At 61.2% G+C, this 11282-nt stretch carries 11 protein-coding genes; 5 read left to right on the top strand and 6 right to left on the bottom strand.

Going from position 1 to position 11282, the window contains the following annotated elements:
* On the bottom strand, window positions 1-618 hold a 618-nt coding region (locus tag WBQ77_RS04550), incomplete at its 3' end, for an efflux RND transporter permease subunit (RefSeq protein ID WP_424059095.1).
* Between the two features lie 26 nt (window positions 619-644).
* Entirely contained in the window at window positions 645-1769 is a 1125-nt protein-coding gene (locus WBQ77_RS04545) for an efflux RND transporter periplasmic adaptor subunit (protein WP_424042406.1), read from the bottom strand.
* Window positions 1770-1947: 178 nt separating this feature from the next.
* On the opposite strand from WBQ77_RS04545, the gene WBQ77_RS04540 reads away from it, so the two are divergent.
* Entirely contained in the window at window positions 1948-2139 is a 192-nt protein-coding gene (locus tag WBQ77_RS04540; RefSeq protein WP_424059094.1) for a hypothetical protein, read from the top strand.
* A gap of 181 nt (window positions 2140-2320) precedes the next feature.
* Window positions 2321-2755, top strand: a complete 435-nt coding sequence (locus WBQ77_RS04535) for a hypothetical protein (RefSeq protein ID WP_424042404.1) — start codon at window positions 2321-2323, stop codon at window positions 2753-2755.
* 106 nt (window positions 2756-2861) lie between these two features.
* On the opposite strand, the gene WBQ77_RS04530 is transcribed toward WBQ77_RS04535, so the two are convergent.
* A complete protein-coding gene (locus WBQ77_RS04530) occupies window positions 2862-3284 on the bottom strand; it encodes a hypothetical protein (RefSeq protein ID WP_424059092.1) in 423 nt (140 codons plus the stop codon).
* A gap of 342 nt (window positions 3285-3626) precedes the next feature.
* Here WBQ77_RS04530 and ybaL point away from each other — a divergent pair, with 342 nt between their 5' ends.
* Entirely contained in the window at window positions 3627-5378 is a 1752-nt protein-coding gene (gene ybaL, locus WBQ77_RS04525; protein WP_424042402.1) for a YbaL family putative K(+) efflux transporter, read from the top strand.
* Between the two features lie 20 nt (window positions 5379-5398).
* Here ybaL and WBQ77_RS04520 read toward each other — a convergent pair whose 3' ends face one another.
* The gene (locus WBQ77_RS04520; RefSeq protein ID WP_424042401.1) at window positions 5399-5767 is read right to left on the bottom strand and encodes a DUF779 domain-containing protein; all 369 of its coding nucleotides are present in this window, start codon (window positions 5765-5767) and stop codon (window positions 5399-5401) included.
* 82 nt (window positions 5768-5849) lie between these two features.
* Window positions 5850-7370 (bottom strand): aldehyde dehydrogenase, encoded by a 1521-nt coding sequence (gene adh, locus WBQ77_RS04515; protein WP_424042400.1) that lies wholly within the window; start codon window positions 7368-7370, stop codon window positions 5850-5852.
* 636 nt (window positions 7371-8006) lie between these two features.
* Here adh and WBQ77_RS04510 point away from each other — a divergent pair.
* Window positions 8007-9173, top strand: a complete 1167-nt coding sequence (locus WBQ77_RS04510) for an FIST N-terminal domain-containing protein (protein ID WP_424042399.1) — start codon at window positions 8007-8009, stop codon at window positions 9171-9173.
* Window positions 9173-10561: an ATP-binding response regulator gene (locus WBQ77_RS04505; RefSeq protein ID WP_424042398.1), complete on the top strand. Its 1389-nt coding sequence runs from the start codon at window positions 9173-9175 to the stop codon at window positions 10559-10561. Before WBQ77_RS04510 ends, WBQ77_RS04505 begins: the two co-directional genes overlap by 1 nt.
* On the opposite strand, the gene WBQ77_RS04500 is transcribed toward WBQ77_RS04505, so the two are convergent.
* Window positions 10558-11235, bottom strand: a complete 678-nt coding sequence (locus WBQ77_RS04500) for a response regulator (RefSeq protein WP_424042397.1) — start codon at window positions 11233-11235, stop codon at window positions 10558-10560. The genes WBQ77_RS04505 and WBQ77_RS04500 overlap by 4 nt on opposite strands.
* Window positions 11236-11282: the final 47 nt, after the last annotated feature.

Raw genomic sequence — 11282 nt, 5'->3', positions numbered from 1 at the left:
GCGCACGTCTGTCAGTGAGATTTTGCGTTCCGCCAGTGCGGCGGGATCGAACATGATTTGAATCTGCTTTTCGGCGCCGCCTCCCAGCCGGACGTCCGAGACATCCTTCACGCTTTCCAGCGGCGCCCGCACATGGTCGTCGATGAAGTCGCGCATCATGTCCATGTCCAGGTGGCGCGGGTTTCCAGGGAGCGGCGAAACCCGGTAATACATGAAGGAGTTCGCGCTGAACGAACTCGCACGCACGCGCGGCTGGTCCACGTCCTCCGGATAGGAGGGGACCTGGCTCAGCGCGTTGTTGATGCGGATGAGGGTTTCGTTGAGATCGATATTGTAGGGGAACTCCAGCTCGATCCGCGCCTCCCCGCTGGAGGAGCGCGAGATGATCCGCTCGAGGCTCGGGATCGAGCGGAGATATTCCTCCTGCTCGATGATGATTTCCTTCTCCACGTCCTGGGGCGTCGCACCCGGCCAGCGCGTATAGACGGTGACCGTGCGCACTTCGAGATCGGGGATCATCTGAACGGGAATGCGCAAGGCCGCGAGGACGCCGAGCACGCAGACGATGAGCGTCATCACCGTGACCAAGGTTCCGCGCTGGACGATCCGCTCAAGCATCAGGGGTGTACCTCACGCATCGCGCCTCAGCTTGCTAGCCGGACAGCTTGTCCTTCGCGTAAGGACTCGTTCCCGCGCACGACGACACGCTCTCCTTCATCGAGGCCGGACAGGACCTGGACCAGCCCGTCAAAGGTCAGCCCAATCTCAATCCGGCGTTCGGTGACGCTCATCTTGTCGCCGTCGTCCATCAAGACCCAAACGGTGATGCGCCCGTCGGGGTAGCGGATCAGCGCGTCCCGGCTCACGACCACGTCGCGGCGCCCCGTGTCGAGGTCTACGAGAACGCGTGCCGACATGCCAGGCGTGATGGGGATGTTGGTACGTGTGGGCAGAACGCGCAGCGTGAAGGTGCGCGCATCCGGATCGCTTACCGGGATCAGAGCGCCGATCTTGGCGGGGATCTCTTCGCCCGGCAGCGTGTCGATCTCGATCGCTACATCGGCGCCGTCGCGAAGTTTTGCGTAGTAATCCTGCGGCACTGGCACGTCGACGCGGAAATTCTTCATCGCGACCAGTTCGAAGACGGCGGTTCCGGGCGTCACCCATTGGCCCACCTCGACCATGCGCTTCGAGATCACGCCATCAAAAGGCGCCGTCAGCCTGTGGCGGTCGAGAACGACGGCGCGCCGCTTCTGCTCGGCGCGAAAGCCTTCATGGGTCGCGGTGTCGATTTCGACTTCCGCCGCGCGGGCATCGACTTCGTTTTGCGGACCGTATTTCCGCTTGGCGAGGTTAGCGGCGATATCCAGGCGGCGCTTTGCGTCCTTGACCTCTCCGGCGGCCTGTGCGGCTTGGGCTTGCGCCTGCTCGAAGGCCGCTTCCTCGAGTTCGGAGTCGAGTTCCAGCAGCAGGTTGCCTTTTTTGACATAGGCACCGCTATCATAGTGGACGGTGCTCACAAGCCCCTCCACCAAGGTGGAGATTTGCGAGGCATGGGGCGATGACACGCTCCCCGACAATTCGAGCTTCCGGATCACGGGCGATTTGCGCACGGTTTCTGTCTCGACCGGCGGAACGGGTTGCGCCACCGCCGACGTGTCAGGATAGGCCGCGGCGGCAAGGCAAAGGGCGAACAGCCCCAGTCCGCCGAGGGCCTTCCGTAAGGCACCAGAATGGGTGCGTTTGGTCGTGGTCAAGCGCCAGTCCATCGAGCTCTCAAGGTTGCATCGGCGACACGGAAGCCAATGGTATTCCAGGTCCATCGCTCAGAACATTACGATGAGGAAAGGTCAAGCGGCCGAGCTTGCCGTCCCTACCGCTCAAATTAAGGGCTGAAGGGGGACCGAGCCAGGATGAGCGGCTGCACGCTTGCCAAAGGGCTGGCGCTTGATCTCGACCCCCAGGATTTTCGGCGATGGCGTAGCCGCAAGAAGCACGATCGGTCATATTGGTATTCTGCTCTGCCGAGATGGGGATGCCTACGACATCGCTCTTTTTCGGAGTGTGGGCCGCAGTTCTTGGGGCTGGCTGCGCACCGCCGCCGCCGAATTCGGACTCGAGTTCGTCACGACATCGTGACCGCCGGGCTTGCGAAATTGCGGCAAGCGGGTCCCACCACATTTGGGAAATCTGGCAATTGCCGATAGGATCACATTTCGGGGGAGATTGGGGCATAAGCTCCGGAGCGGCACCGGCCGGCCGCTGGCGAAGTTCTCGATGAGGGTGTGGCCGTCAGCTCTCGAAACGTGAGACGCCTATTATGAAATGCCCCACGATCGTTGCCTTCGCGCTCGGTGCCCTCTTTTGCGTTCCGGCCGCGGCCGAGTCCGATCAGCCGACCCGCATGGGTGCGGACAAGGAAAAGACCGTATACGTCCAACTCATCGTCAAGGCTTGCCGTGCCGTTGGGACGCCTCTCCAGCCCGTCAATCAGGGCAAAAGCTACAATGACGAGAAGCCGCGGACTGTCGAGGAGCGCAAGGCCGCGCTACTGGCGACAGGCTGTATCGACGTGCCCGTCCCCATGGAGTTTCTGGCCGACGCCATGTCGCCCAACGCTTGTCTTGGCCATGGCGGCTATATGGCGGCGATGCAGTTCCTCGAGCAGCGGCAGGACCTGCACGAATTTCCGACAGTCGGATCCTGGCACTGCGTGATCAGCGACCATGAGGTCATCGGCGTTTCCACGATGTAGCGCATCGACTTCGTAGCGCCTACGCCGGACTGACGACGTCCAAAAAATATGGGCAGGGAGAGCCTCTCCCTGCCCTATGATGTGCCTCCGGACTGTGCGCGCCGTCTTAGGCCGGCTTCACCGCGGTGATGGAGGCGCGAGTGATCTCGATCGTGGTGAGGTCGTCGACCTTGCCCTTGGGCGTCATATTCATCCAGTTCTGAACTGCCACTGTTGGTGCGTTCATTCCCATATCGGCCGTCTCGCTCTCCTCGGATTTGTTCTGAACGGCTTTAGGCAAGCCATCGGCCTTGCGGAGCGCCACGGCGACCTCCTGCGTGTATTTGATGGTGACCTTTTCTCTCTTCTTGATCGTCTTGATGTCCTTCACGCCAGGACTGATCAGATCGACGATGGTTCTGCCGCTGGGGGCGTTAACCATCATCACACTCTCCGGAATTTCGATCTCCTCGACCGTTCCGGTCATTGTAATCCTGCCGGAATCTTCCTCGACCGGAATTTGGGCGCGGGTCTCGCCGGCAAACAGCAAGGTGATCCCTCAGGCCATGAGCCCCGTAATGTTGGCGTCGAGAATCTGCATGGTCTTTGCTCCGTGACTGCCTGTGTTTCTTGTTAGATGGCCGCCATCCTAGGCATGACCGGGGCCCGCTATAGTCTAGGCTTGTGCACTTGGAACTGGTTTTGCGGCCCACAACCGCGCCGTTTTGGGTGCGGTGGCGGAGCGGAAATGTCGTTTACGTGAAATTTGGGGTACCACATTGTCGCGGGGACACGGTTCAGCGCCCCAGGGGATTGCGGTCTGCGGCATTCATTGAGACGCTATGCGCCCTGTGTCTTCGGAAAACAAGCCAGATAGCTGGGGCCTTCGACAATGCTTCACGTGCCGCCTCTCGTTTCGACACTGACGATTGGTCTGGTGCTTGCGTTTAGCCTTGGTCTCCTTGCCCATCGCATCAAGCTGCCGCCGCTCGTGGGCTATCTGGTGGCGGGCATCGTCATCGGCTTCGCCCCCGCGGTTGGGGCAGATCAGAACATCGCCAACCAGCTGTCCGAGGTCGGTGTCATCCTGCTGCTGTTCGGCGTCGGGCTCCATTTTTCGGTGCAGGACCTCCTGTCGGTGCGGGCCATCGCCATTCCCGGCGCAATCGCGCAAGGACTCGTCGCCACGCCGCTTGGCATGGTGGTGGGCTGGGCCCTTGGCTGGAACCCCGCCGCCGGTTTCATCTTTGGGCTCGCGCTCTCCGTGGCCAGCACCGTGGTGCTGCTCCGAATGCTGCAGGAGCGCCGCCTGCTTGAGACCGAGCGGGGCAAAATCACCATTGGCTGGCTGATCGTGCAGGACATCGCCATGGTGCTGGCTTTGGTCTTGTTGCCTGCCATTACGGGGCTGTTCCAAGGCGAGGCGCCACCGGATGCGATCGAGATGACCCGCCAAGTTGCCGAGGTGGTGGGCAAGCTCCTGGTCTTCACTCTGGCGATGCTGGTCGTGGGCAGGAAGCTGATTCCGGCGCTGCTCCACTACGTGGCGCATACGGGAAGCCGTGAGCTATTTCGCCTCGCGGTGCTGTCGATTGCGCTCGGCTTCGCCTATCTGGCGGCCGAGCTTTTCGGGGTCTCCCTGGCGCTCGGCGCCTTCTTCGCCGGCATGGTGCTGAGCGAGTCTCAACTGAGCCAACAGGCGGCGACGGAATCGCTGCCCTTGCGAGACGCCTTCGCGGTTCTGTTTTTTGTCTCGGTGGGCATGTTGTTCCACCCGGCCATCATGGTGGATGCCCCGTTTGCGGTTCTGGCGACGGTCGCGATCATCATCGTGGCGAAGTCCATTGTGGCTTTCGCGGTGGTGCGTCTGTTCGGGCAGTCTTCGAGCACGGGCCTGGTGATCTCCGCGTCGCTCGCTCAAATCGGGGAGTTCTCCTTCATTCTCGCTAGCCTAGGCCTCGCGCTCGGGGTCTTGCCGACCGAGGGGCGCGATCTGATTCTCGCCGGTTCGATCATCACGATCCTGCTCAATCCGCTTCTATTCGCGGCACTCGACCGCTATTTCGCCTGGCGCGAACATGCGCGTACCGACGAGGGGGGCCCAGAGGTGGAAGCGGAGGAGGCCGAAGCAAAAGACGAGGCGACCCCGACCCGCGAGCCCATTCCCGTGACGGCACTCACCGACCATGTGGTGCTGATCGGTCACGGGCGTGTGGGGCGGTTCGTCTCCAAAGCCCTTCTGGAGAAGGGCGTGCCGGTCTACATCATCGAGGACGACCCGGACGATGCCGCCGACTTGAACGCGCATGGTGTCCACGCTTTGCACGGAAATGCGGCGGACCCCGAAGTCGTCAAGTCCGCCAATCTCGGCGAAGCGCGCTGTCTCCTGGTTGCCATTCCCGATGCTTTCGAAGGGGGGCAAGTGGTTGAGCAAGCGCGCACGATCAATCCCAAACTCCGCATCGTGGCGCGCGCGCATTCAGAGGCGGAGATCGACCACCTCGCCAAGCACGGTGCGGATTTTGTGGTTATGGGCGAACACGAGATCGGCAAGGCCATGCTGGGCGAACTGAACGGCCAGGAGCGGCCCATATCCGATGCGGTGACCGGGATGGCGAACGCGGGTCCCATTCGCGGGCGCTAGAGGCGCTTCGCAAGTGGCATCTAGGGCGTCATCGCGGCCGCAAGCGTGTTGGCCTCTTCGTCCGTGAACACGCGGCCGCGCGTCAGAAACCGGACGCCCTCAGGCGCTTCGAGCGAAAACCCAGACCCGCGCCCCGGGACGACGTCGATGGTAAGTTGGGTGTGTTTCCAGTACTCGAATTGATCGTCATCCATGTAGAAATTGCAGCCGCCGATGTCTCCAAGGAGGACATCGTTGATGCCTACCCGGAATTCGCCCTCTGGATAGCACATGGGCGCCGAGCCGTCGCAGCACCCGCCGGATTGATGAAACATCAAAGGCCCATGCGTGGCCCTGAGCTTGTCGATCAACGCGAGCGTCGCATCCGTCGCTAGAACCCGTTCAACCATCTCTTTGCCCCTTATGACAAGACGGCCCGGCGGGAGTTCCCGCCGGGCCGCTCAGGATTACCTTGGCAGATACCCTTAAGGCCTAAAAGAAGCCTAGCGCTTTCGGGCTGTAGCTCACCAGCATGTTCTTGGTCTGCTGATAGTGATCGAGCATCATCTTGTGCGTTTCGCGCCCGATGCCGGACTTCTTGTAGCCGCCAAAGGCCGCGTGCGCCGGGTACAGGTGGTAGCAATTGGTCCAGACGCGCCCGGCCTCGATGCCACGCCCGAAGTGGTAGGCGCGGTTTATATCGCGAGTCCAAACGCCGGAGCCAAGGCCGTAAAGCGAGTCGTTGGCGATCTCGAGCGCCTCCGCATCGTCCTTGAACGTGGCTACCGACAGCACCGGCCCAAAGATCTCTTCCTGGAAGATGCGCATCTTGTTGTGACCGCGGAACACCGTGGGCGTCATGTAATAGCCCTCGGAGAGGTCGCCCTCATGGGTGGCGCGCTTGCCACCGGTCAGGAGCTCGGCGCCTTCCTTGTTGCCGATATCCACATAGGACAGGATCTTCTCCAACTGGTCGTTGGATGCCTGGGCGCCGATCATGGTGTCCATGTCGAGCGGGTTACCCAGCTTGATCTTCTCCACACGCGCGATCGCCTTCTCGATGAAACGGTCGTAGATCGATTCGTGCACGAGTGCGCGCGACGGGCAGGTGCAGACCTCACCCTGGTTCAACGCGAACATGGCGAAGCCCTCGAGCGCCTTGTCGAAGAAATCGTCGTCCTCGGCCATCACATCGGCGAAGAAGATGTTCGGCGACTTGCCGCCCAGCTCAAGCGTCACCGGAATCAGATTTTCCGATGCATATTGCATGATGAGGCGCCCAGTCGTGGTCTCGCCCGTGAACGCGATCTTGGCGATGCGCGGGTTCTGCGCGAGGGGCTTACCGGCCTCGACGCCAAAACCGTTCACGATATTGAGGACGCCTGCGGGCAGGATATCCCCGACCAAGTCCATCAGCACCATGATCGACATGGGCGTCTGCTCAGCCGGTTTCATCACCACGCAATTCCCGGCGGCAATTGCGGGTGCGAGTTTCCAGCACGCCATCAAAATTGGGAAGTTCCACGGAATGATCTGGCCTACAACGCCGAGAGGCTCGTGGAAATGATACGCCACCGTATCGTGATCGATTTCGCCGAGCGTGCCTTCCTGAGCGCGGACGCAGGAGGCGAAATAACGGAAATGGTCGATGGCCAGAGGAATGTCGGCCGCGGTGGTTTCGCGGATAGGCTTGCCGTTGTCAATCGTTTCGACGGCGGCCAAGAGCGGGATATTTTCCTCCATGCGATCGGCGATCTGGTTGAGGAGCTTGGCGCGTTCGGCAACTGCCGTTTTTCCCCACGCCTCGCGCGCCTTGTGCGCGGCGTCGAGGGCGAGCTCGACATCGGCCGCTTGGGAGCGGGCGATCTCACAGATGGACTTACCGGTGACCGGGCTCAGATTGTCGAAATAGCGCCCGTCGACAGGCGCAACCCAGTCGCCGCCGATGAAATTGTCGTAGCGGTTCCTGACGGCTACCCGCGCGTTCAGGGTTTCGATGACCTCGTGAAGCATTGTTACCTCCCAAAAATTACAGCGATTCCGCCAATTCTTGCCCAACTTCGAGCGGCGATTTCATCACCGTTTTCTGGGTGCGGCCCGATACGCTCGATAGGTTCTAGGGCAGCCTAGTCGAGTTTTTATATAGGCTAAATTCTACTTTGGGAGCAAATAGGATCTCTGTCAGCAGACAAGAAAAGAGGCCGCCTGTTTGGGGAAGGGCGGCCTCGAAGTCAGGACTAGTCTGTTTGATTATGTAGTATTAGAAGAATATGACCCCGCCGACCTGAAACAGGTTACAAGTGTCATAGCCCTGGCTCACGTTCCGGCGCACATTGTTTTGGTTCTTGCCAGTGAACCCGAGATCAATCTCCTGGAGCTGCCATTTGCGAACACATGCATGGCGGCCGGGTCGATCTCTTGAACCACGCCAAGCGCATAGTGGTCGATTGTCGAGCCCTATGCCGTTATTCGTCCGCACACGTTGACCCTTATTCAGGACGCCAATTATTGCGTCTGACAGCCTATATTGTACTTTGGTCGAATACTGGCACTGTTGCCGGTTAGAGTGGCAAAAAAGATCCGCATTTCGTCGACTCAGGTCAGACTTAAGGCAATCGGGCGTGCCATGGACGATGGAGGAAGCGTCCAGTGTACGGAGCGCATGCAAACCGTCGGGCTTGTGGGGTCCAGACCGCCTGGACCAGTGCAAACAGCCCAGAGGCTGCGATCGCAGAGATCGCCGAGGTCGTTGATTCATCGGAGATCGGCCAACTTTTGGTCTTCTTTCCCCAGACCTACGAAGCTGAGGCGTTAAGCCAGGCATTGTCGGAGGCCTTCGCCGGCGTGCCGGTCGCGGGCTGCAGTACATCTGGTGAAATCACGCCGGCGGGGTTCAGCGACCGCAGCGTCCTGGTGGTGGCCTTTCCGAGGAAGGGCTTCCGATTCGTCAGTCGCGTCATTCCCGAGGTGCAGGCTCTGAGCGTGGAGCGGGCGACCGATGCCGTGCAGGCCTTGCGCGCCGGCCTCGATAGGGTGGTAAATGGCGAGCGCTACGAAAACTTGTTCGCCGTGTCACTCATCGACGGGCTGTCCAAATGCGAGGAAGCCATTGTTTCGGCCATTGGCTGGGCGCTCGGCGACATTCCGCTGGTCGGGGGCTCTGCGGGCGACGGCCTCACACTTTCCGGAACATGCCTACTGCATGACGGGCAGGTTCACCGGGGCGCCGCCTTGCTGCTTCTCGTCGAAACAGTCCATCCGGTCCGCAGTTTCTATTGCGATCACTTCGAGCCGACGGACACCAAACTAGTGGTGACGTCTTCGGATACCTCGACCCGAACCGTGTACGAATTCAATGCGGAGCCTGCGGCACAGGAGTATGCGAGTGCTGTGGGACTTGAGCCGTCGTCCCTGGCGCCCATGAGCTTTGCAGCGCATCCCGTCGTTGTGCGCATAGGCGGAGACTATTACTGCCGGTCAATCCAACGCGTGAACGACGATGGATCCCTATCGTTCTTCTGTGCGATCGACGATGGCGTGGTTCTCACCGTCGCCGAGCCAAGGGACATGGTGAAGTCGATGGAAGCTGAGCTGGAGCGCCTGGACGCGGCCATCGGCGGTATCGACTTCGTGCTAGGCTTCGAGTGCGTCCTGCGGCGGCTCGATGCCGAAAACCGGCAGGTGAAGCACCAGGTCAGCGACTTGTACCGCCGCTATCACGTGGTCGGTTTCCATACCTATGGCGAGCAGTACAATGCGATGCATCTGAACCAGACCTTCACCGGGGTCGCGATTGGGAGGCAGGGGTCCGGCTGATGCCGCGTGATTGGCAAGACGAACGCAATGGCGATCTCGATCCGGATGGGCTGGAGCGCCGGGTCGAAAAGCTCGTCAAGATCAACGCGGTCCTGATGGATCGCGTCGAGCGGTCGATGGATCAGCAGGGCAATGCCTTCTCATTGTTCCAGACCGCCATCGGGCTGGATGCCAAGGTTCGATCCCGTACTGAGGAACTGACCGCGGTTTTGCGGCGCCTTGAGTGTTCCAACGAAGCGCTGATCGAGGCCAAGGACGAGGCCGAGCGTGCCAATCTCAGCAAGACGCGCTTTCTCGCGGCCGCGAGCCACGATCTGTTGCAGCCGCTGAACGCCGCCCGTCTTTCCATCTCGGTCCTATCCGAACTGCAGAAGAGTGATGACGCGCGCCGCCTGGCAGGCCGTGTCGACCAATCCCTGCAAACCATCGAAGACCTGATCAAAACGCTGCTCGACATTTCTAAGCTCGACGCAGGCGTCGTCACCCCAGACTTCCAGTTTTTTCCGCTAGACGAGGTCCTGACGCGGCTCGAGGCCAGTTTTGCGCCGCTGGCCGGGGCGAAACAGCTCACGTTCGACGTCCTCCGGTCGGGCCTGCTCGTGCACAGCGACCCGTTGCTCCTTCAGCGGGTGCTGCAGAACCTTATATCGAACGCGGTGCGCTATACGAAGCAAGGCGGCGTGTCCGTCAGCGTGCTGCGGCGCGGGTCGGATTGCCTGATCGATGTGGTCGATACCGGCTGTGGCATTTCGGAAAACGAGCGCGAGACGATGTTCGAGGAATTCTATCGCGGTACCGCCGCCGCGAAGAGCGACCATGCCGGTCTTGGGCTTGGTCTGTCTATTGTTCAGCGCACGGTCCAGGCGCTAGGGCACGGGCTCGAGGTCGAGTCGACCCTCGGCAAGGGGTCGACCTTCCGGCTGACGGTGGCCTGTGCCGGCCCTGCACCCTCGGTTGCGTTCACGCAAACGACGGATCATGCCGACCTGGATGTCACGCGAGGTGCTGCCGTTGTTATGATCGAGAACGATCGGCAGGTCCTGGAGGCTACGGTCGGGCTGCTCGACAAATGGTCGTGCCGCACTTTGGCCGCTACCCGGCTCGAGGCATTGGAACCGGCTCTGACCGCATTGGGGTGCGCGCCGGACATCGTGCTGGTGGATTACAATCTCGACGAAGGGCGGACCGGCGTCGACGTTGTGAGGGCCCTGCGCGCTCGGTTCGGGCCGAACCTGCCGGCTGTTGTGGTCACGGGTGACCAGAGCCCCGCCGTTGCCGCCGATGTGAAGGCGGCGCAATCCGAATTGCTCCGCAAGCCAACGCGGCCGGCCGAGCTGCGCGCGCTGATGACTCACCTTTTGGGAACGGTCTCCGCGCCAAAATCTTAACTGCTCGAGGGAGCGGCACCGTCGCCGATGATGGCCTCGAAATCGAGCTGCGCGGTCTTGATCACCGCTTGCGTGCGGCTTACCACGTTCAGCTTGCGCAGGATCTCCGAGACATGGGCCTTGACGGTCGTCTCGCTGACCCCGAGCTCGTGCGCGATTTGCTTATTGAGCTGGCCGTGGCGAATGAGATGCAGGACACGTAGCTGGGCCGGGGTGAGGCCGGCGACCCGGTCGGCGATGTCGCTGGCACGCGTCGCGGCGCGGGGGTCGCCGGCATTCTGCGCCAACTCGGGCGGGACGAAGACCGATCCGCTCAGCACTTCCGCGAGCCCTTTCGCGAGCGTGGCCTTGTCGACAGACTTCGAGACGAAGCCGGCGGCACCCAGTCGGATGGCTTCCTGGACGATCTTGGGATCGTCAAGACCCGAAACGATCATGATCGGGATCCGTGGAAACGACGAGCGCAGAAGCATGAGACCCTCGAATCCGGTCGTGCCGGGGAGGGACAGGTCGAGCAACACGATCTCGATGCCAGGCTCGGCCTGAATGGCATCGTGCGCGGTCTCGATGCTTCCGGCTTCGAGAATCTCGGCATCATCCCGCGAGAACTTGACGGCGCTACTCAACGCCTCGCGAAACATAGGGTGATCGTCAACGATTAGGATCTTCGTCATCGTTTACGGCCGCCTGGCTATTGGGTCCTCCAACACGGAAGACCCGA

Source organism: Methyloceanibacter sp., assembly GCF_049590335.1.
Taxonomy (GTDB): Bacteria; Pseudomonadota; Alphaproteobacteria; order Rhizobiales; family Methyloligellaceae; genus Methyloceanibacter.
Note: the sequence above shows the minus strand (reverse complement) of the source record. Positions and strands in the feature narration are given on the sequence as shown.

Bases quoted from the DNA above. Each gene is read 5' to 3' on its own strand.
- WBQ77_RS04545 (WP_424042406.1), bottom strand. From the start codon at position 1,769: ATGGACTGGCGCTTGACCACGACCAAACGCACCCATTCTGGTGCCTTA.
- adh (WP_424042400.1), bottom strand. From the start codon at position 7,370: ATGCTTCACGAGGTCATCGAAACCCTGAACGCGCGGGTAGCCGTCAGG.
- ybaL (WP_424042402.1), top strand. From the start codon at position 3,627: ATGCTTCACGTGCCGCCTCTCGTTTCGACACTGACGATTGGTCTGGTG.
- WBQ77_RS04535 (WP_424042404.1), top strand. From the start codon at position 2,321: ATGAAATGCCCCACGATCGTTGCCTTCGCGCTCGGTGCCCTCTTTTGC.
- WBQ77_RS04520 (WP_424042401.1), bottom strand. From the start codon at position 5,767: ATGGTTGAACGGGTTCTAGCGACGGATGCGACGCTCGCGTTGATCGAC.
- WBQ77_RS04500 (WP_424042397.1), bottom strand. From the start codon at position 11,235: ATGACGAAGATCCTAATCGTTGACGATCACCCTATGTTTCGCGAGGCG.
- WBQ77_RS04505 (WP_424042398.1), top strand. From the start codon at position 9,173: ATGCCGCGTGATTGGCAAGACGAACGCAATGGCGATCTCGATCCGGAT.